This is a genomic window from Desulfovibrio sp. Fe33 (assembly GCF_028532725.1).
In the GTDB taxonomy this organism is placed as follows: domain Bacteria; phylum Desulfobacterota; class Desulfovibrionia; order Desulfovibrionales; family Desulfovibrionaceae; genus Pseudodesulfovibrio.
This window is the reverse complement of sequence record NZ_JAQKGU010000001.1, coordinates 530,971-553,891: the sequence shown is the minus strand read 5'-3', so window position 1 is coordinate 553,891 and position 22,921 is coordinate 530,971. Positions and strand designations below refer to the sequence as shown.

The following is a 22,921-nucleotide window of genomic DNA, read 5'->3' as shown; positions in this document are numbered from 1 at the left end:
GGCTTGAAAGCCGCTCCGCGGCAATAATCGGATGATTTCGCCTCCGGCGGGCAAGGGCTCGCACCCTTGCATCCCATGTAAGCACCTTCGGCGCAGACTTTTTTCGCTCCGCGGCGTTCTTACCCTTAGAGGTCCCTTTGAAAAGGGAACTCCCCCTTGGCTCCGTGAAGAGGAAAATCAGGCTTGAAAGCCGCTTTGCGGCAATAGTCGGGCGATTTCGCCTCCGGCGGGCAAGGGCTCGCACCCTTGCATCCCATGTAAGCGCCTTCGGCGCAGACTTTTTTCGCTCCGCGGCGTTCTTACTCTTATAGGCCCCTTTGAAAAGGGAACTCCCCCTTGGCTCCGTGAAGAGGAAAATCAGGCTTGAAAGCCGCTCCGCGGCAATAGTCGGGTGATTTCGCCTCCGGCGGGCAAGGGCTCGCACCCTTGCATCCCATGCAAGCGCCTTCGGCGCAGACTTTTTTCGCTCCGCGGCGTTCTTACCCTTATAGGCCTCTTTGAAAAGGGTCCTCTTCTTCCCCAGCCCCCATCTCCAACTCCCCTCCCAAACTTTTTGGGCGCTTTCGGCGAAAGCCTGAAAAGCGTGACGGTGGAATTGAAAAACATAAGACAAAGAAGACCTCCGCTCCGCAGGAGCGGCGATAGGGTTGCAAGGGGGCCCGCCCCTTGCCCGCCGGAGGCGAAATCACCCGACAATTCCGCCGAAGGCGGCATCCACACCTGATTTCCCCACCCAACCGTCTCGCCCCGCACAAAAAAAGCGCCCCGCTCAATTGCGGGGCGCTTTTTTAATCATATTGGCCGAAGGATCGGTGTTAGCCGCCGCACTTGGTATAAGCGCAGGACTTGCACATGTGGCAGCCTTCCTCGAAGACCAGGGGCTCGCCGCATTCGGGGCAGCGGTCGCCGTTGAGGGATGCGGTCTTGCCGTCCACATGGTCGCCGCTCAGGTAGCGGGATTCGAACACGTAGGCGATGGCGTCCGGAATGGACTTGACCAGATGCTTCTTCATGAACTTCGGATTTTCGCCGCCGATGCCCTTGAGCTGTTCGACGATCTCGCGGACTTCCACGCCGGAGCGCAGGGCCAGGGAGACGAGGCGGCCGATGGCTTCGGCCTTGGCGGTGATGGAGCCGCCGGACTTGCCGATGGTGGCGAAGACCTCGAAGGGCTTGTTGTCCACCTCGTTCACGGTCAGGAAGAGCATACCCAGTCCGGTGGGAATCTTCTGGGTGAAGCCGTAGATGACGTCCGGGCGATCCTTGACGATGGAGCCGGCCCGCGCCGCCTTGTCCTTTTTCTTGTCGCCGTCGCCGGTGCACAGGACCTGCGAGGTCTTGGAGCCGTCACGATACACGGTGACGCCCTTGCAGCCGAATTCGTAGGCCTTCCAGTAGATGTCCCAGATATCTTCCTTGGTAGCGGAAGCGGGCAGGTTCACGGTCTTGGAGACCGCATTGTCCGTGTATTTCTGGAAAGCGGCCTGCATCTTGAGATGCCAGATGGGTTCGATGTCCATGGAAGTGACGAAGACATGGCGCAGATGCTCCGGCAGATGATCCATCTTGCGGATGGACCCGACCTTGGCGATCTCCTCCATGAGCTTTCTGGAGTAGGCGTCGGCCTGCTTGAGCGCGGCCTCGAAATAGGGGTTGGTCTCCACCAGCTTGTCGTTGTCCATGACGTTGCGCACGAAGGACAGGGCGAAGAGGGGCTCGACGCCCGAGGAGCAGCCAGCGAGGATGGACAGGGTGCCGGTGGGGGCGATGGTCGTGGTGGTGGCGTTGCGGTACGGTCCGAGATTGGCCTTTCCGAAGGTGGAATCGGCATAGGTCGGGAACGCGCCGCGTTCGGCGGCCAACTGCTTGGACGCGCTGCGCGCCTCGGCCTGGACGAACTTCATGACCCGCTCGGCCATGTCCACGGCCGTCTGGGAATTGTAGGGAATTTTCAGTTGGTAGAGGAGATCGGCCCAACCCATGACGCCCAGGCCGATCTTGCGGTTCTTGCCGACCATCTCGGTGATCTGCGGCAGGGGATAGACCGAGGCGTCGATGACGTTGTCCAGGAAACGGACGGACAGGTGGACGATGCGCTTGAGCTCGTCCCAATCGATCTCGGAATCCTTGCCGTTCTTGCCCTTCGCGAAACACTTGCCCAGGTTGATGGAGCCGAGGTTGCACGCCTCGAAGGGAAGCAGGGGCTGCTCGCCGCACGGGTTCGTGGACTCGATCTCGCCGAGGCTCGGGGTCGGGTTGTCGCGGTTGATGCGATCGAGGAAAACAATGCCGGGATCACCGGATTCCCAGGCCTTCTGGACCAGGATGTTGAAGACCTCGCGGGCGTTGAGGGCGCCGACCTTCTCGCCGGAATTGGGTGCGATCAGATCGTAGTCCGCTTTTTCGTGCACGGCCTGCATGAAGGCTTCGGTCAGTCCCACGGAGAGGTTGAAGTTGTTCAGCTCGCCGTCGCGCTCCTTGGCCTTGATGAAGTCCATGATGTCCGGATGGTCGATGCGCAAGATGCCCATGTTGGCCCCGCGCCGGGTGCCGCCCTGCTTGATCTGTTCGGTGGCGCAGTTGAAAATCTTGAGGAAGGAGAGCGGCCCGGAAGCCACGCCGCCGGTTGAGCCGACCACCGAATCCTTGGCCCGCAGACGGGAAAAGGCGAAGCCGGTGCCGCCCCCGGACTTGTGGATCATGGCGGCGAACTTGACGGCGTCGAAGATGCCTTCAATGTCGTCCTCGACGGGCAGGACGAAACAGGCGGCCAACTGTCCCAGCCCGGTCCCCGCGTTCATCAGGGTCGGCGAGTTGGGCAGGAAGCGGTAGGAAGTCATCAGGTCGTAAAAATCCCGGGCCAGCTTGTCGGGCTTGGTGGTGGACTTTTCGTACTTGGCCTCCTCGCCTGCGATGGCCGAGGCTACCCGCCAGAACAGTTCCCTGACCGTCTCGTAGACCACGCCGTCCATATCCTTGCGTTGGTATCTGCGCTGCAAAACTATCTTTGCGTTTTCATTGATGATCGGTTCCGGAAGACTGGCTGGCATTTTGGGTGCGGACATAGAGAAACCTTCGTAACGTATTAGAATATTAAAAATTTTTTGAAGAGCGCAGCAACAAAATACGCTGGCGCTAGAGATTTTCTAGACTACAGAAACCAGCCCGAAAACGCCAGCTTAAAATTGATTTTACGCACAAATTAACCGGAAAGCCGCACAGTACGGGGCTTCCCGGGCGACCGCCACCTGAGAATCACTCCTATTTCAAAATTGTCGTTTTCGGAATGACTTTTTCGTCGACAGGAGGGCCAAAACCGCCTCTGCGCGAGGGGCGTGGGGACTTTGCCGGGCATGACCGCTAACGCGGCTTCGCCAGGATGAGAAACTCGTAGCCGACGGCTTCCGGGTAACGCCGGTAGAAATCGATTTCCACGCGGCTCAGATCGATTATGGTCCGGCCTTCGGGCTCATTTCCGTACAGGAGTTCGACCTCGTCGAGCCGCCGCTCCACGTCGCCGTAGAATGCTTCCCAGCAGCCTGCGTCGATGGTGAAATTGCCGACAGGCTCGTAGCCCGCCGCCCTGGCCGCCGCGTTGCAGGACTCGGCGGTGCCCATGGCCGGGTAGCAGTTATCCCAGAATTCGCGCAGATCCGCGGGGGCGTCTTCGGGATCGATCCGCCAGACCGCATTGGAGATGCACAGGTAGCCGCCCGGCTTGAGAAACGGCTTCCACAGGGCAAACGCCCGGTCAACACCGATCATGTAGGCCGCGCCCTCGCTCCAAACGAGGTCGAAGGACTCGGGCTCGGCCTGGATGTCGCCCATATCCATGAGCGCGGCGATGATGCGGTCGGCCACCCCGGCCGCCTTGGCCCGTTCGACCAGAACGTCCAGGAAGGGCCGATGCACATCTGTGGCCGTAACCGTACCGCCGGAAATCTGCGCCAGGGGAATGCTCGCCCCGCCCGAACCACAGCCGAGCTCCAGTATCTCAGGCCGGTCGGGCAGCCCTTCGCACATGTCATAGGCCCGCTTGGTCATTTCGAAGCTGCCGGGGCCTTCGCGGTCCAATCCTTCATAAATCTTGAAAATCATTTCCATTATTCTTTCCACTTCCCTGTAGATTCGACGACCGGAACGCGCGCGGCGGCCCGAGGGATTCCTCATGACGGCGAAAAAAGGTTCGACGCACGGTATCGGCAACCTACCCGCCAACGCGGTCTTCTGGCAATTTTTTTCCCCGATTGCGGGTAAACCGGATTTACCTTCGATTTCTTTTGGTCTATTTGCAATTCAGCGGTCCCGTACATTAATCGAGAAGAAAGTGAGCTTTTCCATGCGTATTTCCGAACGTCTTGCGAGGATCAAGCCGTCCGCCACCCTGGCAGTCAACACCAAGGCCCAGGAGCTCCAAGCCCAGGGCCGCGAAATCATCAGCCTGGCCGTGGGCCAGCCCGACTTCTCCACCCCGCCCAACGTCTGCGAAGCCGCCAAGGCGGCCCTGGACGAAGGCTTCACCCGATACACCGCGGTGCCGGGCATCCCCGAACTGCGCGAAGCCGTGGCAGGCTATTACGACAGGTTCTACGGGGCCAAGGCCAAAGCGGCCAACGCCATCGTCAGCAACGGCGGCAAGCAGGTTCTCTACAACCTCATCATGGCCCTGGTGAACCCCGGCGACGACGTGCTCATTCCCGCGCCCTACTGGGTCAGCTACCCGGCCATGGTCCAACTGGCCGACGGGCGGTCCGTGTTCGTGCCCACCACGGCCGACGACGGCTACCTGGTCACCGTGGAAGGGCTGGAAGCCGCGCGCACGGACAAGGCCACGGTGCTCATTCTCAACTCGCCCTCCAACCCCACTGGCTGCTGCTATACGCAAGAGCAATTGGAAGCCATCGCCGAGTGGGCCCGGAAGCACGACATTTTCATAATCTCTGACGAGGTTTACGACCGGCTGGTCTACGCCCCGTTCGAGCCGGTCTCCCTGGCCAAGACCTGGGAGGCGCATCCCGAGACCATCGCCATCGTGGGCGCGCTGTCCAAGTCGTTCTGCATGACCGGCTGGCGCGTGGGCTACGCCCTGGCCCACGAGGACCTCGTGAAGGCCATGACCAAGATTCAGGGGCAGTCCACGTCCAACATCAACTCCATCACCCAGCGCGCGGCCCTGGCCGCCCTGACCGGGCCGTGGGACGTGGTGGACGAAATGAAGCGGGCTTTCGTGCGCCGCCGCGACCTCGCCTATGAAATCATCACCGGATGGGGCGCTCCCTGCCCCAAACCCGATGGAGCGTTCTACCTCTTCCCGGTGCTCGACAAGTTCTACACCGAGGAAGCCCCCGACTCGGCGGCCATGTGCACGAAGATTCTCGAAGAGGTCGGCGTGGCCCTCGTGCCCGGTTCGGCCTTCGGCGACGACAAGTGCATCCGCTTCTCCTACGCGGTGGATGACGAGGTCCTGAAAACCGCCCTCGCAAAGGTGGGGTCGGTGCTGCTCGGCAAATAGACCGCCGCGCACCCGATAATTTACGGGAACGGCGAGGCGGTCTCCGAAACGGCCTTCCCCAACGATAGAAAGACAAAAGCCCCGAACCGACCAGGTTCGGGGCTTTCTGCCCTGCTGCCCGCTCTCGCGGCCCGCGACGAGGTCAGAGCACGGCCCGCAGGAGCCAGAGCGTTCCCATCCCGCTGATGATGGTCACCAGAATATTGCGGGTTTTCCAGGCCGCCAGCACAGCCACAGCGGCGGCAACGGGCCTGGCTAAAGCGGTCGGCCCGGCATCCGCGCCGTGAAGCAGCACAGCCGGTGCGATGATGGCGGGCAGCACCGAAGCCGGAATGAAGCGGAGCATACGCACCACGGCTTCGGGAAATTTCACCCGGTCAACGATGAGAATGAAGGAAAAGCGCAGGAGAAAAGTTCCCAGGCCAAGAGCGAGAACCACCGGCCAATAGTCGGCCATATCAACCATGTCGTGCTCTCCTCTCCGCCAGGTATCCGGTCAGGATGCCGGTCACGGCCCCGGCCATGAGCCCGAGATTGTACGGGACCCCGTCCGCCAGGCAGGCGACGGTCCCGGCGGCCAGAGCGGCCAACGCCGAAGGGCGGTCCTTGATGGCGGGCACGACCACGGCGATGAAGGTCAGGGGAATGGCGAAACCCAGGTCCCAGGAAGCGGGAATGAACGCGCCGACCGACGCCCCGAGCCCCGCGCCGACCAGATAGCAGAGCCAGATGATGAAGGCCGCGCCGAAGAAGTATGCAGGGCGGTCGACGGCCGCCCCGTCCTCCCGGCCGTAGCGGGCGATGGCCATGGCGTAGGCCTGGTCCGAAAGCATGTAGGCGAGCAGGCTCCGGCGCGCGAGGGGAATCCCCTGGAGATGCCGGGCCAGTGACGCGGAATACATGAGGAAGCGGGCATTGATGACCAACCCGGTGAGGACGACCACCGCCAGGGAGGCGTGGTCGGTCATGAGCTGGACGGCGGCCAACTGGCTCGCCCCGGCGTAGATGATGGTCGAGAAGCCCACGGCGGCCCACTCGGGCATCCCCGCATTGACGCAGACCGCGCCGCAGATGAGCCCGAACGGCGCCATGCCGAACAGGATGGGAATGGAGTCGCGCACGCCGTCGCGGAAGAAATGCCGTTTTCCGTTCATGCCTTGTTCCGTTCGAACGGGGTACAGTCCGGCCCGTCCGCCGTCAACGGATTAATTGCCGACCGCCCCCGCCCAAGGGGCTGGACTTTTGTCCTCAAATAACGGGATACTTCGTCTCATGAAAACCAAGGAAACCTACCGTTGCGCCGCCTGTGGCGCACAGTCCCCCCGCTGGCAGGGCCAATGCCCGTCGTGCAGGGAATGGAACACCCTCGAAGCGGTGACCGTGTTCAAAAAGACCGCGCGTCCCGTGGGCGCGGCCGCGTCGCAGACTTCGCCGCAACTCCTGGAGGACCTGGAAAGCGAACACCTCGGAGCCAGGCCGACCGGGCTGCCCTCCCTGGACGACCTCCTCGGGACGGGCCTGGTGCCGGGCGCGGCCATCCTGCTCGGCGGCGAGCCGGGCATCGGCAAGTCCACCCTGCTCCTGCAACTGGCGGGGAGCCAGGCGCGGCTGGGCCGCACGGCGGTCTACCTGTCGGGCGAGGAATCCCTGCCGCAGCTCAAGTCAAGGGCGTCCCGGCTGGGGCTGCTCGGACCGGGCCTCATGGCCATGGCCACCAACAAGGTGGAGGACGGCCTGGCCGTGCTGGAAGGGCCGAACCCTCCGGAGCTGCTCATCGTGGACTCGGTGCAGACCCTGGCCTCGCCGCTGGCCGAAGGCATCCCCGGCTCGGTCAGCCAGGTGCGCGCGGTGTCCAGCGAGCTGGTCGAAAAGACCAAAAAGACCGGAACCACCCTTATCCTGGTGGGCCACGTGACCAAGGACGGGCAAATCGCCGGGCCGAAGCTCCTTGAGCACATGGTGGACACGGTCCTGTATCTGGAAGGCGACCGCAAGCATTTCTCGCGCATCCTGCGCGTGCTCAAGAACAGGTTCGGCCCCAACGACGAACTGGTGGTCTTCACCATGAAGGAACGCGGCCTGGAGGTTGTGGAGGACCCGTCCACCTTTTTCCTGGGCGCGCGCGACCCGTCCCTGTCCGGCACCGCCATGGCGCTGGCCGTGGACGGGCAGCGGCCCTTCGCCGTGGAGGTCCAGGCCCTGGTGTCCAAATCGTTCCTGTCCATTCCGAGGCGCACGGCCCTCGGCTTCGACACCAACCGGCTGAACCTCTTGCTGGCCGTGCTCGAAAAGCGCCTCCGGCTCAACCTGAGCGGACACGACATCTACGCCAAGATTTCCGGCGGGCTCGCCTCCAAGGACCCCGGCCTGGACCTGGCCGTGGTGGCCGCTGTCATGTCGTCCTTCTACGACCAGCCCCTGCCCGAGGCTTCCGTCTTCTGGGGCGAGATAGACCTCAACGGCCAGGTGCGCCCGGTGGCCGCCCACGACGTCCGCATGAAACAGGCCGGACGGTTGGGGCACGGCCCGATCTGCCATTCGGAAACCGCTCCCACCCTGGCCGACCTGCAACGGACGCTCTTCGGCAAGAGATAGCGCGCCGCATGACATTTTCATCCAAACGGTGATATCCTCGGCCTCAACGCGCCCATCGCGCAAACAACGTAACGCCCCCTCCGCGCCGATGCGCGGCGGACACCGACCCAACCGGGAGGAAGACATGGCTGACATTCTCGACTGGACCAACGCGGACCTCGACCGGCTGAACGTGGCCTGCCACGGGGACAAGGCCGGGGACCTGGCCGCGCGTCTGCGCGACGAGACCGGAGCGGGCAGGCTGCCCTTCCTGACCATGCCCTATGAAGCGGAACTGAAAAGGGATCTGGCCGACCTCAAGCCCTATCTCGACAGATTCGACCATATGCTCCTGCTGGGCATAGGCGGCTCGGCCCTGGGCGCGCGCGCCCTGCAAAAGGCCTTCTACCCGCAGCAGGACCGCCCCGGACACAACGGCCCAAGCCTGTGGATCGCGGACAATGTCGACGCCTACACCCTCGACGCCTTTCTGGCCGAGCTGCCACCGGAAAAAACCGTAGTGGTCACGGTGTCCAAATCCGGGGGGACCATCGAAACCGTGGGACAGTACTTCATCGTCAAGGAATGGATGAAGGAACGGCTCGGCGACGGCTGGACCGAAAACATGCTCCTCGTCACCGACGCCGAAAAGGGATTCCTGCGCGGCGAGGCGGACGCCTACGGCATCAAGGCCATGCCCGTGCCCGACAACCTCGGCGGGCGCTATTCGGTGCTCTCGGCCGTGGGACTGATTCCGGCCCTGTTCCTCGGCATGGACATCGACTCGCTCATGGCCGGAGCGCGCGAAGTGACGGTCCCCCTGGCCGACCCGGCCCTGACCGGCGAAACGCTGGCCGGGACCCAGGCATTCCGCCTGGCCGCCTGGGCCGCGGCGCTGATGGACAAGGGCTTTACTGAAATGATCTTTTTCGCCTATATCCCCTTGTGGGCCAGCTTCGGCGACTGGTTCGCCCAGTTGTGGGCCGAATCGCTCGGCAAGGAAGGCAAGGGCAGCCAGCCCGTGCCCGCCGTGGGCGTCACGGATCAGCACTCGGTGAACCAGATGTTCATGGACGGCGTGCGCAACAAGGCGTGTCTCTTCCTGACCTGCCCGAACCTGCCCGCCGGGCCGAAGTTTCCGTCCGATCTGCCCGACCAGTTCGCCTATGTCCGGGGCAAGGACTTCGGCGAGCTGCTCCAGGCGGAAGGGCTCGGCACCCGCATGGCACTGTCGGCGAGCGGAGTGCCCCTGGTGGAATTGCAGATGGGCGAGGACGGCCCCAGGCAGGCGGGCAAGCTCATCGGCCTGCTCGGCGCGGCCACCATCCTGACCGGGTGGCTTATGGGCATCAACCCCCTGGACCAGCCCGCGGTCGAGCTCGGCAAGCGGCTGGCCAAGGCGCGCATGAACGCGGACGGCCTCGAAAGGGAAAAGGCGGACCTGAACGCTTTCCTCTCCGGGGCCAGAGATTTACGGGAGTTCTGAGTCATTGCTGAATAATCGCGAGGACAGCGGCAGCCCGCTCCAATTCGTCAGGGTCATCTCCTTGACCCTGCTCGTCATCATCCTGAGCTTCAGCCTGATGCTGTCTCTCTTCATCTCCAAGTATGCGGAGCAGACCCTGCTCGAAAAGCAGGAGGCCTTCGGCCTGCTCCTGGCCGAGAACGTCAGCCATCAACTCTTTACGCGCTTCGTCATCCCCACGGTGCTGAAGTTCGGGGCCATCCGGCTGCGCAACGAGGACCAGGCAATGGCCGTGGACCGGGTGGTGCGGTCCACCATCCACAGCTTCCACGTGTCGTCCCTGCGCATCTACGACGCCGAAGGCAACATCACCTACTCGCTGAACAAGGGCGAAATCGGCGACGACGGCAAAGTCGACTACATGGTTTCCAAGACCTGGGAAACCGAAGAGTTCAGCGCCGAAATCCTTTCCAAGGTCTCCAAGGCGGCCTCCCTGTTCCGGGTCAGCCTGGAGCCCGGCTCCATGGTCCTGCGCGCCTACTACCCCCTGCGGGCCGAGCGCAGCCTGACCGACATGGAAAGCAACCCGATCATGGGCATCCTCGAATTCCAGCAGGACATCACCGCCGACTATCTGGCCATGCTCAACTTCGAGCGGCTGGTCATCGCCTTTTCCCTCATCACCTCCCTGGTCCTCTTCTTCCTTGTCCTGACCGTCCTGCGCAGGGCCGAGCGGCTGAGCAACAAGCAACTGCGCGAAAAGGAGCGGCTCATCCTTGAGCTGCAACAACAGGAAAAGCTGGCGGGCATGGGCCGCATGGTCGCGGGCGTGGCCCACGAAATCCGCAACCCGCTGGGGATCATCTGCTCCAGCTCCGAGCTGGTTCTCAAGAAGGCCCGCAAGGAAAACAGCTCCCACGTCCGCATCCTCGAAGCCCTGCACGAGGAGGCCAAGCGGCTCTCGCGCACCGTCACGGAATTCCTGGATTACGCCCGGCCCAAGCAGCCGACCATGCTCGACGTGAACATCAAGTCCATCCTCGACCAGGTGGCCGTCTTCATGGAGCCCGAGTGCGAAAAGCTCGGCGTGGCCGTGGACCGGGAGTACGACGGCGACACCACCGTCAAGGGAGACAAGGACCTGCTCTACCGCGCCTTCTACAACCTGGTGGCCAACGCCCTCCAGGCCATGAACGGGCCGGGCGAGCTGTCCATCCGGACGGTGCGGGGCGAGAAAGGGCTGCACGTGACCCTCGTGGACACCGGCCCCGGTTTCGCCCCGGAGCATCTCGACCGGGTGCGCGATCCGTTTTTCACCACCAAGGACACCGGGACCGGCCTGGGGCTGGCCCTGGTCTCCACCATCTTCGAAAGCCACGGCGCGGAGATGGCCCTGAGCAATGCCGCCGAGGGCGGCGCGCGGGTAGACGTCATCTTCCCCGCCTGACGCAAACCACGGAGACTATCGTCATGTCGAAAGCATGGATACAGGCCAAGCACCCGGAATTCGTCCGGGACCTGTTCAAGTTCTTCTGCCAGGCGTGCGACCAGTTGGAGCGGCAGTTCATCCGCTTCGACGAGGACGGCACCGTCGAATTCGACGTGCTCAAGGACCTTGTCGGCAGCGAAATGAACAAGGGCCTCCTGTGGCGCATGAAAGACACCGCCCACCACGTCTTCCGCAACGACCCGCACGCGCAACTGGGCGGCCAGTTCCTCGACTGGGCCTTGGGATACATCTTCCACGAGACCCTGAAGCTCAAGGAGGACGCCTACCAGAAGCAGAACTACGCCCCATGGTTCCACCGGCTCTACGAAGGCGAACTGAACAACTCCGAAAAGGACGTCACCGCGCAGCTCTTCCAGGTCCTCAACCAGACCGAGGAGTCCATGCGCCGCGAGATCGACCGCATCCGGTTCATCATCGCCAAAGGCCGCCAACTGCTGCCCTATTATCTGCGCCGCTACAGCGACAACGTCCTGCTGGCCCGCTACATCTTCTCCCAGAACGAACTGGTCCGGTCCGTCTTCGACGCCGAGTACGAGGGACTCATCTTCGCCATCTACGGAAACGAGCCCGAACGCATGTACATTCTGGCCAGCCGCAGCCTGCGCCTGGGAGGCTGGGTCGACGAGGCGGAACAGGCCATGGATGAGGCCATCCGGGCAAATCCGGCCAGCAAAATGGTGTTGCAAGAAAAGAAAATTATTGATAATTGGGCGGAGAGAATAAGTACATGATCCAGCTCCTGGCTGGAAATTGCTAACCGAGCTTTATTTTGAGGAGGCCGTTAATGAAAAAATTATTCTTGCTGACAATCGCCCTGTGCGTAGTGTTCGCATGGGGTTGTTCCAAAAAGGTCCAGACCGAACCCGAAGTGGTTGTGGTCGAAGAGAAGGAAGTCGTCGTCGAGCAGCCCGCTCCGGCCCCTGTGGTCGACCCCATGGCCGTCTACAAGGCCGAATACGACGCTCTGCCTGTAACCCACACCGTCACCAAGGGCGAATGCCTGTGGTGGATCTCCGAGTACAAGCACGTTTACAACGATCCGTTCATGTGGCCCCTGATCTACAAGGCCAACCGTGACAAGATCAGCAACCCTGACCTGATCTATCCCGGTCAGCAGTTCGACGTGCCCCGTTACGGCTTCGACCTTGAAGACGTGAAGGCTTCCCGCAAGCAGGCCGGTGCGCCCTGGAAGGCTCTCGAGCCCGGCCAGGATGCCATGATTCCTGCTGAGATGCGCGCTGCGCTCGGTTTCAGCTTCTAAGGCCAGCCTCACCAGCCATACAGGCCCGCCCATCCCGAAAGGATGGGCGGGCTTTCTTTTAGCCATCGTCCGGGACGGGATTGCGCCGCAAGAAACGGATGGTTTTGCCGGGCGCATGTGGGTATTCTGCCTCCATGTCCCACAAAGAGACCATACGAAAGGCCCGTCTCCACGCGGTCATGAACCGGGACGCTTCCGCCGGGGGCTTCTGCTACGCGGTCAAGACCACCGGCGTGTACTGCCTTCCCGGATGCCCCTCCCGCTCCCCCAGGCCGGAAAACGTGCTTTTCTTCGACACCCCGGCCCAGGCCGAGGACGCCGGATTTCGCCCATGCAGGCGATGCAGGCCGGACGATCCGGCCCACCGGAATATTGCCTCCGCACGCACTGTCGCCGCCTGCCGGACCATCGAGCGGGCGATCAGGGATGACGCGCCCCCGCCCCTCGCCGCGCTGGCCGAAGACGCGGGACTGAGCTCTTCCCACTTCCAGCGGCTCTTCAAGGCGCACACGGGAATCTCGCCCAGGGAATACGCGCGGGCCATGCAGGATGAACGCGTCCGCAGCGCCCTGGCGCAGGGCCGATCCGTGACCGAGGCCATCCATGACGCTGGCTTCGGCTCCCCGAGCCGGTTCTACGAACGCGCCGCCCTGACCCTCGGCATGGACGCCGCAGTCTACCGCAAGGGCGGCAGGGGCATGACCATCCGCTTCGCTGTGGCCGAATCCTTCCTCGGCCCGGTCCTGGCCGGATTCACCGACCGGGGCGTCTGCGCCATCGAATTCGGCGACTCTCCCGAAGCCCTGGCGCAGGCCCTCCTCGACCGCTTTCCCGCAGCGGACATCCGCGACGGGCAAACCGAACTCGCCCCGCTCCTCCAGGAGGTCGCCGACTTCATCCGCCGTCCGGCGGAGGCCCTCGACCTGCCGCTCGACATCCAGGGCACCGCGTTCCAGCAACGCGTCTGGCGCGAACTGACCCGCATACCGCCGGGCGAGACCCGCTCCTATACCGACATCGCCCTCGCCATGGGCCAACCCGAAGCAGTCCGGGCCGTGGCCGCGGCCTGCGCCGCCAACCCCCTGGCCGTGGCCGTTCCCTGCCACCGGGCGCGCCGCAAATCAGGCGACCTCGCCGGGTATCGCTGGGGGCTTGCCCGCAAAAGGGCTCTGCTGGATAGGGAAAAAGAATAGCCCGCCCATATCCCGCACAGCAGAAAAGCCCCCGCCGACGACTCGACGGAGGCTTCAACCACAAAAACCGTTCTCACTTTTTTTCGGAACGCGGGTGAGGGAGCGTTGCCGGCGGCGCAGTGTCCATGCGGAGGCCGAAAACCGGTCGGCCGCGACGCGACGAAAGCCCGCCGACGGACATGCGCACCCTCCGGAGAGCGAAGCCGCCGATGCGTCCTAGACGGCTCCAAGCGCGTCGGCGCGCGTGGTGTAGAGGGGGAAGATCTTGTCGTAGCCGGAGACTTCGAAAACTTCCTGAATGTAGTCCTTGACCCCGCAGATGGCCACAGTGCCGGAATTCTTCTTGAGACGCTGGTAGGCGAGGACCAGAATGCGCAGCCCGGAACTGTTGATATAGTCCAGACCGGAAAAATCAAAAAGCAGACTGGTGACGCCGTTGTCTAGCAGAGCCAGGACTTTCTCCTCAAGGGCGTTCGTGCCTTCGCCGTCAAGGTTGCCGTCCACGGCAAGGATGACAACCCCGCCTTCTTCTATCTGATTCAAAGCCATTTCTTCCTCCGTGACGTTCCTAGCCCTTTGCGGCGCAGCAGGCCTTGCCGATGTCCTTGTTCAACGTCAGAACGTTCTTTCCGTTTTCTCGTTTGTAATGAATGTCTTGGACCATACTCTTGACCAGGTGGACGCCCAGGCCGCCAACGGGCTTGGAACGCTCCTCCAAGGGCAATTCCAGTTCGGGCTCCGGGGCCTCCAGAATATTGAAGGGCTCGGCGTCATCCTCCACCATAATGGTCAGCAGGTCGCCTTCGAGCGCGACGGTCGCGTCGATGGGATGCTCGTCGAAGTCGGCGTACCCGTAGGAAATAATGTTTGTTATCAGCTCGTCCAAAATCAGGGTGAGTTGGAAGACGATCTTGGGATGCAGTCCATGCTCAGCTCCGAACGCCTCCACCTTGGGCCGGAAGCGCTTGAAGCAGTTTTCCTTGTTGGACATGCGGAAGGTTATCGAATGCCGTGTCATTGGCCTGGCTCCCGCCCCCTTTTTGACCACGACGACGGCGATGTCGTCTTCCTGGCCATTGGCCTGAAATGCCTCCACTCCGGCCAGCATGGCCAGACGGATCTCCTCCGCAGTTTTATGGGCATTCTCCCTGACAATGGCAAGCATTCTCTGTTTGCCGAACATTTCCCCAGCCCGATTCCGAGCCTCCCAGACGCCGTCCGTGGCCAGAACCAGCACATCCCCTTCTTCCAGGAAGGATTCGTTGGTCTGATAGACGAAATCCCCGACCACGCCCAGGGGGATGCCCTCGCCCTTGAGCTCGCCGAAGGAGTCTTCAGCCGGATTGTAGCGAATGGCGGGATCATGCCCGGCCCGGACCCATCGGACGCGGCCCGAGCCCGCTTCGAGCTGGAGATAGAACAGGGTCAGGAAGCGGCCGGTCCCGTCCAGGTCGCGACTAAGCACGCGGTTGATGGTCGCAACCCGCTCATGCGGGGCCATGGCGAAATCCGACAGGGTGTGCAACTGGCCCCTGGCGGCGGCCATGACCAGAGCCGACGGCACGCCGTGCCCGGACACGTCGCCGAGGATCACGGCCAAGCCGGAGGCCCCTTCATCCGAACAGACATGGAGAAAATCGTAATAATCGCCGCCGGTCTTGTCGCAATAGATAATGCCCCCGGAAATGTCGTATCCGGCCAAGTCCGGCTCCGCGCCGGGCAGGAGCAGCCGCTGCACCTCCTGCGCGACCTCCATGTCCCGGTTAAGGTGCATGAGTTCCTTGAGCTTCGGCCCCATCTCGTTGAGGGAAAGTATGAGGTCGTCGCGCTCGTCGCCGGCGTGGTAGTCCATGCGCGCGCCGAAATCTCCTCGCGTCAGCCGCCGGGCCAGCTCGATCATTCCGTAAATGGGCCGGGTAATGGCCCGCGAGCCGAACCAGGCGAAAAGCCCGGTGACGAACAGCATGATCCCGGAGATAATCAACGACAGATTGCGCATCTCGTCGAACACGTCCCGCAAACCCGCGGTAACCTCGTCGGGCAGCTTGGCCACCACGCTTTTGGGCGCGATGACCAGAAACGAGGTGGTCGGGGCGGAGGCGAAGGCGCACAGGAAGGGCTCGCCCCCGATGGACACGTCGGCCACGCCGGTCTCGCGGGTGTCCAGGGAGTTCAGCAGGGCGTGATATTCCTCGGTATCGTCAAAAACCAGCCTTTCCTGCTCCACGGCGCCTGTCCAGTGAGCGTGCCCCATGGTGTTGGATTCAAGCTGGACCAGAATGGGCAGTCCCCGGTCCACGGGTTCGCCTTTGGGGATGCGTTCCACAAGATAGGTCCGCACTTTCCCTCCCCAGCGGGCCTCAAGGCGGCGGTCCGGCAGCATCGAATGGGCCGGGGCGTCGACGGACACGGCTCCGAGGAAACGGCCGTCACCGTCTTTCAGGGGATAAACCACGGTGTTGACGAGAAAACGGCTGGCCGGGTCCACGCTGTGCGCCCATTCGCACTTCTCGGAATTGCGGACCCTGCGATACCACTCCTGGTCCCTGGCGTCGTACATGCCGGGCAACATGCCGTGGCCGGGGTAGGTCATCATCACGCCCGACTCCAGTATCACGTTGATCCAAAACGGGTACTCGGGCAGGTTCTGGTAGATGGTCTTGACGACGGGCATGGCGGCGAGCAAGCGGCGCATCTCCGGTTCCGCAGAAGCCCTGTTCCCCATGTGGGGCAGATGGAAGGTCGGGTAATCGAAGCTGACCTGAATGAGCTGCTGGCGGTTGCCCATGGTTCGCCGGGCATACCCCCGCCGCCGGGCCGCGTCGGACGGAGTCCGGTCCGGATCGCCGAAATCCATGGCGAAGTATATTTCGCTCTCGGGAACCTTTTTGTTCCCGGCAAGCGCAATGTCGACATCCCTTGCCGCGCCAATGGCGGCCAGCCGCATGGCCTCCGAACTGCGTTGCAGCAGGGCCAGGAGAGAAGAGGCCGAGAACTCGAACTCGTCGGCCATGATGCCGAGCAATTCCTGCCGGGTCTGGTGCGAGGTCTTCGCGACAACGTCCTGAGAAGCACGGCCAGTGATGCCCCGCGAAAGGAAGATGGGCGCCAGGCTGAAGGCCAGAAGCACCGCAAAGAATTTGACCCTGATGGTTATTTTCATACGCTTACCGGACGGTTTTCATCATGCCCTTTCTCTGCCCTTTGAGCATAGATGTGGGACAAATGTCCACCGCAGTTCCTGCTTTTTCCGTTATTATACTTGGAAAAGCAGGCTTGAGCGTTTATACCCGAAGTGTCCAAAACCTGAAAAAGCGGATGCCCCATGCCACACCCCAACGACAGCAAGCGAATCACCAAGACGTCCCTTTATTCCTGGGTGCTGTACAAAAGCATTCCGCTCCAGCTCGCCGTGGTGGGCATCATCGTCATCACCGTGGCCATGCGCGTGGTCCCGCTGGAGATGCAGAAGCGGATCATCAACCAGGCCATCGGCATGAAGGATATCCCTGCCCTGTGGCGTTACTGCGCCCTCTACATCGGCGCCGTAACCCTGGCCGGGGTGCTCAAGTTTCTCATCAACCTGATGCAGGTGCACATCGGCGAGCGGGCCCTGAAAACCATCCGCGAACGGCTCTACGACCACCTGCTCTCCCTGCCGATCCAGTTCTACCGCCGCACCTCGCCCGGCAACGTCATTTCCTACCTGATAACCGAGTTCATCCCGGTAGCGACCTTCGTCGGCCAGGCCGTGGCCGTACCGGCGGTCAACATCCTGACCTTCCTCGCCATGGCCGGGTACATGATAAACCTCAACCCGACCATCGGGCTGATTTCCATTTCCATCTACCCGGTGGAGCTCTTCGTCCTGCCGCGCATCCAGAAATACTTCCGCAGGGCCAACCGCAGCCGCATAGAGCACACCCAGACGTTATCCGGCCTGGTGGGCGAAGCGGTGTCCGGCGTGCACGAAGTTCACTCCAACGCCTCGATCCCGCTTGAGCGGCAGCGCTTTTCCAATGTGCTGAACAAGCTCTACAAGGCCACGGTTCTGCAAAACGGCATCAAGTTCGGCATCAAGTTCGTGAACAACTTCTTCATGAGCCTGGGGCCCTTCGTCCTCTTCCTCATCGGCGGCTGGTACGCCATCCAGGGCCGGTTCGACGTGGGCGCCATCGTGGCCTTCCTGTCCGCCTACGAAAAGCTCTACGACCCGTGGAAGGAGCTCATGGAATTCTGGCAAGTCTACCAGGACAGTTCGGTGCGCTACAACCAGATCATGCGGGCCTTCGACCACTCGCCCGAATTCAAGCAGACCGCCGAAGGCCGCGCCCCGTACATCCTGGACAACGACGTGGACATCCGCGATCTCTCCTTCGTGGTGGGCGGCAACGTCCGGCTGCTCGACAACATTACCCTCCGCGTCGAAGGCGGCGAACATGTGGCCCTGGTGGGCTTCTCCGGCTCGGGCAAATCCACCCTGGCCCTGTGCGTCGCCCAGCTCTACAAATACACCAGCGGCTCCATCCTGCTCGGCGGGCGCGAGGTCTCGGAGCTGACCAAACAGGACATCTCCTACAACCTCGGCATGGTGGCCCAGCACCCGTTCATCTTCGACGGCACGATCAAGGAAAACCTCCTTTACTCCTGCCGATCCCTGGCCATGCAGGGCGGAAGCTGTCCCGGCGGCGAAGAGCCCAGCCTGGATGATCTCATCAAGATATCCCAACAGGTGGGGCTGTTTACCGACGTGCTGGCCGCAGCCATGCGCTCCAAGCTTGACCCCGAAGCGAACAACGAGTCCCTCAAGGAGGCTATCCTGGCCTCCCGCCGCGAATTCCAGGAAGGCGAGGCGGGCATGTATGCCGACGTCGCCGAACACATCGAGTTCTTCAACACCGACTCATACTCCCGCTACATGACCGTGGCCGAAAACATCGCCTTCGGCGCGGCCAATGCCGAGCAGTTCGACCAGGAGCATCTCCATGCCCACCCCGAGTTCCAGCAGTTCCTCGAAAATCACGGGTTGATGGCGCATTTGATCGTTCTTGGCGAAACCCTTACCCGCATGGTCACGGACGAACTGGGACCGGAGCCTTCCCACGAGGATTTCCGAAAGTGCCCCATTCCCGAAGAGGAATACGGCGAATACCAGAAGACGGCCAACCGCCTCGATTCCGGGGAGCCCCTGTCCGAACAGGAAAAGGGCCTCATCCTCAAGCTGGCCATGGCATACACCCCCGGCATCCACAAGCAGGTGCCCCTGGACAAGGGATTCGCCAACCGGGTGGTCCGCTCCCGCCAGGACTTCATGACCCTGGTTACGGAACTCTACCCCAAGGCCTTCACCTTCTTCTGCCAAGACGAGTACATCGACTCCCTGAACATCCAGGACAACATCCTGTTCGGCCGTGTGCGCTCGGATGCGCAGGGGGCCGAGGAGGAGATCAACCACCGGATCATGCAGGCGTTGATAATGCAAGGCTCCCTGGAGCCGGTGGTGGAGATGGGCCTCAACTTCCAGGTGGGTTCCATGGGCGACCGGCTGTCCGGGGGACAGCGGCAAAAGGTGGCTCTGGCCCGGACCCTGCTCAAGGCGCCGCCCGTCCTCATCCTGGACGAGGCCACGGCCGCCCTGGACAACAAGTCCCAGGCCCGGGTGCAGAACATCCTGACCAACAACTGGAAGGGCAAGTCCACGGTCCTGGCGGTCATCCACCGCCTGGACATGCTGCCGCACTACGACAAGGTGGTGGTCCTCAAGGCGGGCCGCATAGTGGAACAGGGCGCATACCAGGAGCTTCTGGAAAAAAAGGGCGCGCTGTATTCCCTGATTCACGGCAAAGAAGAATAACCCGTCCGTACAGCCCGCACGAAACAGCCGATTCCATGCAGCGACATGGAATCGGTTGTTTTTTTGCCAGAAATCACAACGATCTTCTTCAACCGGGCGTTTTCACCATTTTTTTTCCGCTTTACAGGCCAATTTTTTGAATGTACCCAGTTACCAACCCAATCGGGACTCTCTCCCTCTCATAGGCCCGGTCCAGGAGACGGTCTCCTGGACCGGACTCTGCCAAAAAGGAGACCGCTATGCCGGAACCTGCTGAGAAAGCAACTGAACTCTTTCGTCAAATGAACAAGAACCGTCGGAACGTCTTCAAGGCGTACCAAGGGTTCACCGCCGCCATCAAAAAAGGCAGCGCCATCGAGGACAAGTACCAGTCCCTGATTCTTATCGCCTGTTCCATCCTGTCCCAGTGCGATATGTGTATTTCCCTCCACGTCCAGAACGCCGTGACCTGCGGCGCGACCAAGGACGAGATCATCGATGCGGGACTGCTGGCCGTCGCCATGGGCGGCTCCCCCAAGATGATGTACATGCGGTACGTGTACGAAGAGCTCGACAAGCTCTACGAATAGAACGAACGGGGCCCGAGCCCGGGAATTCGTCCTCATGGGGCGCGCCGCGCACTTCCGCGACGCGCCTTTTCACGTTTTCAAGGGACGCGGTGCACCGGCCTCCCTACTCCCTTTTCACTGGCCTCAGGTTTCCGATCCCTCCCTCAACCGCCCTGCCCAGCCAGCTCCCCTGCCATCCTTTCTTGCCAACCCACCCCAAAAAATGGCCTATATACTCAACCCTCCGCTTTAGCAGCCGAACGCCGCGGAGCGGGGGAAAAAACCCGCGCCGAAGGCGCATACAGGGGATGCAAGGGTGCGAACCCTTGCCCGCCGGAGGCGAAATCACCCACCTATTGCCGCAAAACGGCTTTCAACGCCTGATTTTCCTCTTCAGTGCGTTAAGGGGCTAGTTCCCAAAAATAATGGGCCGCACGCAACAATAACGCTAACCTGGTATCATGATGACGAACACGATCTTGAACTGGCGGCTCGCCCTGACTGCGGCCCTCCTCGTGATCGGGGTGGTGCTGGGCTTCGGCGCGCCCGGGCTGGGCAAGGGAAGGCTCTTCGTGATCGTGGCGAAATCCGAATCGGACATGAATTTCGTCCGGGTCTTCAACGCGGCGAAAGCCGAGGCGGAGGCGCGCGGCGACCGAATGATCCTGGCGGGCGGCAAGGGCAAGGCCCACTTCCGCATCCAGGATGAAGAAGTCCGCAACGTGCTGGCGCAAAAACCGAACGGACTGGCCATCTCGGTCCTGCACAGCCAATTCCTTGCCGATAATTCCTTCAAACTGGTGCGTGATGCGGGCATTCCCGTCGTCACCTTCGATTCCGACTTCACGGAAGGATACCAATCGCTGCGGGCCGGGTACATCGGCACCGACAACGTGGAGCTGGGCCGCGAGCTGGCCCGGCAGGCGCAACGCCTCCGCCCCGGCGGCGGCGTGGTGGCCATCATGACCGGCGGGCTCAACGACACCAACCTGAACGACCGCATCCGGGGCGTTATAGAGCGATTCAACTTCGACGACCCGAAGTCTGATTGGACCCTGCTGCCCCGTTCGCCCATCCCCTGCCGGGACAACTACGACGAGGCCGTGCGGCAATTGGAGGCTCTGCTCGACGACGACTCGGTAAACGTCATCATCTCCGTGGGCTGGTGGGCGCAAATGGCCGAGGGGTACGAGTCCCTGGTTGGGCACTATCGGCGCAGCCTGAGCCGGGCCGACAAGATACTGGCCTTTGCCGGGGCGCATCCCACGCAACGTAAGATCTTTGCCAAACGGCTGAGCCATGTGAACATAGGGCTGGATTTCGAGGCGATGGGCCGACTGGCCTACAAGAACCTGTCCGAGCTGGCCGACGGCGGGACCGTGCCGTCCGTGACCTACACGCCCATGCGCATCTACAGTCAGGACTGTCTCTACGCCCCGGAGCGGTAGGGCTACAGGTCCAGGCCCTGCTTCTTGTATTCGTTGAGCTTGTTGCGCAGGGTGCGCACGGAGATGCCGAGCAGCTCGGCCGCGCGGGTGCGGTTGCCGGTGGTCTCTTCCAGACTCTTGAGGATGAGCCTTTTCTCCATCTCGTGAAGCGGCATGACAGACATGGCCTCGTCGGGCGTGGCCGGAGGCGCGGCCTCGCAGACGGCCTGCTGGTCGGCGTCGATGTCGGCCAGATCATCTGGCGTCCACTGCTCGTCGCCCATGAGGAAGTGGCGCGGCCGGATGGGGCCTTGCCCCGCCAGAAGCACGGCCCGTTCCATGAGATTCTGCAACTCGCGGACGTTGCCGGGCCAATCGTAATCCATGAGCCACTTCCGGGCCTCGTCGGTGAAGGCGAGTCCTCCCAGCCCATAGGCGGCGGTGAACTTGTTGGTGAAATATTCCGCCAGCAGGAGCACATCCTCGCCCCGCTCCCTGAGCGCTGGCAGAGCGAGCGGGATGACGTTGAGGCGGTAGTAGAGGTCCTGCCGGAACTTTCCTTCCCTGACCGAATCCTCGATACGCCGGTTGGTGGTGGCCAGGACGCGGACGTCCACCTTGACCGTTTCCACGCCGCCTACCCGGTCGAACTCGGATTCCTGCAACACGCGCAGGAGCTTGGCCTGGAGGCCGAGATCCATCTCGGTGATTTCGTCGAGCAGGATGGTTCCGCCGTCGGCCAGCTCGAACTTGCCGAGCTTGCGGCTGATTGCCCCGGTGAACGCGCCCTTTTCATGGCCGAAAAGCTCGGATTCCAGCAGATGCTCGGGCAGAGCCGCGCAGTTGATGGCCACGAACGGCCTGTCCGTGCGGTCCGAATTGTGATGCAGGTAGCGGGCGAACATTTCCTTGCCGGTGCCCGACTCGCCGGAGATGAGCACCGTGGCCTTGGACCCGGCCACCTGCCGCGCCAGGGCGAGCACGCGCAGCACGGCGGTATGGCGGCCGATGATCTGGTATTTTCCCTTGGGTGAGGGAGCGGCGGGCGGCGCGTGATGCGTTCTTGGCGGACACGGCGCGGGCTCGGAATCCGGCTCCTCGTCGGGCAGGACCAGCCTGATTTTCTCCCATATCAACGGCTCGATCCAATAGTCACGCGCGCCAAGCTCCAGGAATTCCGTGGCTTGCTCCGCGCTGCCCGAACCGGCGAATACGACCACCGGAGGGAACCCTTCGGTTCCGGCCGCCTTTTGCAGAAAGGCCCTGGCGTCGAAACCCTGCAATTCGGGACGGCAAAAGACCAGGCAGGGACGGGACTTCTTGATGAATCCCAGGGCGCCGTTGAGGTTGTCGGCCAGCCCGGCCTGCAATCCGGCCTTTTGCAAGGCTGGAAAGATGGCCGTCACGGACTGCGGTTCCGCAATGAAAAGGACTGTTTTTGCCGACATGGTCACTTCTATTATCGGCAAGTCGGGAAGTTTACAAGAGGTTCACGAGGTTGCCGCGCGGACGGCCGGAATCCCCGGCCCGCCACGCCTCCATCCTTGCCCTGATACCCCCCATCTGCTACTCCTCGA

17 protein-coding genes are annotated in these 22,921 nt (G+C 62.3%); 10 read left to right on the top strand and 7 right to left on the bottom strand.

What is annotated here, in order from left to right; genetic code table 11:
- Window positions 1-815 precede the first annotated feature (815 nt).
- Together PSN43_RS02575 and PSN43_RS02570 are read right to left on the bottom strand one after the other, a co-directional pair.
- A complete protein-coding gene (locus tag PSN43_RS02575) occupies window positions 816-3,065 on the bottom strand; it encodes a vitamin B12-dependent ribonucleotide reductase (RefSeq protein ID WP_272699153.1) in 2,250 nt (749 codons plus the stop codon).
- Window positions 3,066-3,360: 295 nt separating this feature from the next.
- Window positions 3,361-4,104 carry an SAM-dependent methyltransferase gene (locus PSN43_RS02570; RefSeq protein ID WP_272699152.1) on the bottom strand — a complete coding sequence of 248 codons (744 nt, stop codon included), beginning with the start codon at window positions 4,102-4,104 and terminating at the stop codon, window positions 3,361-3,363.
- 235 nt (window positions 4,105-4,339) lie between these two features.
- Here PSN43_RS02570 and PSN43_RS02565 point away from each other — a divergent pair, with 235 nt between their 5' ends.
- Window positions 4,340-5,512 (top strand): pyridoxal phosphate-dependent aminotransferase, encoded by a 1,173-nt coding sequence (locus PSN43_RS02565; protein ID WP_272699151.1) that lies wholly within the window; start codon window positions 4,340-4,342, stop codon window positions 5,510-5,512.
- Between the two features lie 142 nt (window positions 5,513-5,654).
- Here PSN43_RS02565 and PSN43_RS02560 read toward each other — a convergent pair whose 3' ends face one another.
- Both PSN43_RS02560 and PSN43_RS02555 read right to left on the bottom strand, forming a co-directional pair.
- Complete coding sequence (locus PSN43_RS02560; RefSeq protein WP_272699150.1) at window positions 5,655-5,978, bottom strand: AzlD domain-containing protein; 324 nt, start codon at window positions 5,976-5,978, stop codon at window positions 5,655-5,657.
- On the bottom strand, window positions 5,971-6,666 hold the full coding sequence (locus PSN43_RS02555) for an AzlC family ABC transporter permease (RefSeq protein WP_272699149.1): 696 nt from the start codon (window positions 6,664-6,666) through the stop codon (window positions 5,971-5,973). Before PSN43_RS02555 ends, PSN43_RS02560 begins: the two co-directional genes overlap by 8 nt.
- Before the next feature lie 118 nt (window positions 6,667-6,784).
- On the opposite strand from PSN43_RS02555, the gene radA reads away from it, so the two are divergent.
- The 6 genes from radA to ada all read left to right on the top strand — a co-directional run bounded on the left by radA (window position 6,785) and on the right by ada (window position 13,515).
- Window positions 6,785-8,107, top strand: a complete 1,323-nt coding sequence (gene radA, locus PSN43_RS02550) for a DNA repair protein RadA (RefSeq protein WP_272699148.1) — start codon at window positions 6,785-6,787, stop codon at window positions 8,105-8,107.
- A gap of 124 nt (window positions 8,108-8,231) precedes the next feature.
- A complete protein-coding gene (locus PSN43_RS02545; RefSeq protein ID WP_272699147.1) occupies window positions 8,232-9,572 on the top strand; it encodes a glucose-6-phosphate isomerase in 1,341 nt (446 codons plus the stop codon).
- A gap of 4 nt (window positions 9,573-9,576) precedes the next feature.
- Complete coding sequence (locus tag PSN43_RS02540; protein ID WP_272699146.1) at window positions 9,577-10,998, top strand: sensor histidine kinase; 1,422 nt, start codon at window positions 9,577-9,579, stop codon at window positions 10,996-10,998.
- Between the two features lie 23 nt (window positions 10,999-11,021).
- On the top strand, window positions 11,022-11,792 hold the full coding sequence (locus PSN43_RS02535) for a hypothetical protein (RefSeq protein WP_272699145.1): 771 nt from the start codon (window positions 11,022-11,024) through the stop codon (window positions 11,790-11,792).
- Between the two features lie 53 nt (window positions 11,793-11,845).
- On the top strand, window positions 11,846-12,322 hold the full coding sequence (locus PSN43_RS02530) for a LysM peptidoglycan-binding domain-containing protein (protein WP_272699144.1): 477 nt from the start codon (window positions 11,846-11,848) through the stop codon (window positions 12,320-12,322).
- Between the two features lie 134 nt (window positions 12,323-12,456).
- Entirely contained in the window at window positions 12,457-13,515 is a 1,059-nt protein-coding gene (gene ada / locus PSN43_RS02525) for a bifunctional DNA-binding transcriptional regulator/O6-methylguanine-DNA methyltransferase Ada (RefSeq protein WP_272699143.1), read from the top strand.
- Window positions 13,516-13,731: 216 nt separating this feature from the next.
- Here the strand turns inward: ada and PSN43_RS02520 are convergent, their stop codons facing one another.
- Window positions 13,732-14,064, bottom strand: a complete 333-nt coding sequence (locus PSN43_RS02520) for an STAS domain-containing protein (RefSeq protein ID WP_272699142.1) — start codon at window positions 14,062-14,064, stop codon at window positions 13,732-13,734.
- 19 nt (window positions 14,065-14,083) lie between these two features.
- Entirely contained in the window at window positions 14,084-16,678 is a 2,595-nt protein-coding gene (locus PSN43_RS02515; protein WP_272699141.1) for a SpoIIE family protein phosphatase, read from the bottom strand.
- Window positions 16,679-16,840: 162 nt separating this feature from the next.
- On the opposite strand from PSN43_RS02515, the gene PSN43_RS02510 reads away from it, so the two are divergent.
- The 3 genes from PSN43_RS02510 to PSN43_RS02500 all read left to right on the top strand — a co-directional run bounded on the left by PSN43_RS02510 (window position 16,841) and on the right by PSN43_RS02500 (window position 21,365).
- Window positions 16,841-19,369, top strand: coding sequence for an ABC transporter ATP-binding protein/permease (locus PSN43_RS02510; RefSeq protein WP_272699140.1), 2,529 nt, complete (start codon window positions 16,841-16,843; stop codon window positions 19,367-19,369).
- 281 nt (window positions 19,370-19,650) lie between these two features.
- Window positions 19,651-19,938: a carboxymuconolactone decarboxylase family protein gene (locus PSN43_RS02505; protein WP_272699139.1), complete on the top strand. Its 288-nt coding sequence runs from the start codon at window positions 19,651-19,653 to the stop codon at window positions 19,936-19,938.
- Between the two features lie 440 nt (window positions 19,939-20,378).
- Entirely contained in the window at window positions 20,379-21,365 is a 987-nt protein-coding gene (locus PSN43_RS02500; protein ID WP_272699138.1) for a sugar ABC transporter substrate-binding protein, read from the top strand.
- Between the two features lie 2 nt (window positions 21,366-21,367).
- Here the strand turns inward: PSN43_RS02500 and PSN43_RS02495 are convergent, their stop codons facing one another.
- Window positions 21,368-22,792, bottom strand: coding sequence for a sigma-54-dependent transcriptional regulator (locus PSN43_RS02495; RefSeq protein ID WP_272699137.1), 1,425 nt, complete (start codon window positions 22,790-22,792; stop codon window positions 21,368-21,370).
- Window positions 22,793-22,921 lie beyond the last annotated feature (129 nt).

Coding starts and splice junctions, on each gene's coding strand:
- PSN43_RS02575 (WP_272699153.1), bottom strand. CDS start 3,065: ATGTCCGCACCCAAAATGCCAGCCAGTCTTCCGGAACCGATCATCAAT.
- PSN43_RS02570 (WP_272699152.1), bottom strand. CDS start 4,104: ATGGAAATGATTTTCAAGATTTATGAAGGATTGGACCGCGAAGGCCCC.
- PSN43_RS02565 (WP_272699151.1), top strand. CDS start 4,340: ATGCGTATTTCCGAACGTCTTGCGAGGATCAAGCCGTCCGCCACCCTG.
- PSN43_RS02560 (WP_272699150.1), bottom strand. CDS start 5,978: ATGGTTGATATGGCCGACTATTGGCCGGTGGTTCTCGCTCTTGGCCTG.
- PSN43_RS02555 (WP_272699149.1), bottom strand. CDS start 6,666: ATGAACGGAAAACGGCATTTCTTCCGCGACGGCGTGCGCGACTCCATT.
- radA (WP_272699148.1), top strand. CDS start 6,785: ATGAAAACCAAGGAAACCTACCGTTGCGCCGCCTGTGGCGCACAGTCC.
- PSN43_RS02545 (WP_272699147.1), top strand. CDS start 8,232: ATGGCTGACATTCTCGACTGGACCAACGCGGACCTCGACCGGCTGAAC.
- PSN43_RS02535 (WP_272699145.1), top strand. CDS start 11,022: ATGTCGAAAGCATGGATACAGGCCAAGCACCCGGAATTCGTCCGGGAC.
- PSN43_RS02530 (WP_272699144.1), top strand. CDS start 11,846: ATGAAAAAATTATTCTTGCTGACAATCGCCCTGTGCGTAGTGTTCGCA.
- ada (WP_272699143.1), top strand. CDS start 12,457: ATGTCCCACAAAGAGACCATACGAAAGGCCCGTCTCCACGCGGTCATG.
- PSN43_RS02520 (WP_272699142.1), bottom strand. CDS start 14,064: ATGGCTTTGAATCAGATAGAAGAAGGCGGGGTTGTCATCCTTGCCGTG.
- PSN43_RS02515 (WP_272699141.1), bottom strand. CDS start 16,678: ATGAAAATAACCATCAGGGTCAAATTCTTTGCGGTGCTTCTGGCCTTC.
- PSN43_RS02510 (WP_272699140.1), top strand. CDS start 16,841: ATGCCACACCCCAACGACAGCAAGCGAATCACCAAGACGTCCCTTTAT.
- PSN43_RS02505 (WP_272699139.1), top strand. CDS start 19,651: ATGAACAAGAACCGTCGGAACGTCTTCAAGGCGTACCAAGGGTTCACC.
- PSN43_RS02500 (WP_272699138.1), top strand. CDS start 20,379: ATGATGACGAACACGATCTTGAACTGGCGGCTCGCCCTGACTGCGGCC.
- PSN43_RS02495 (WP_272699137.1), bottom strand. CDS start 22,792: ATGTCGGCAAAAACAGTCCTTTTCATTGCGGAACCGCAGTCCGTGACG.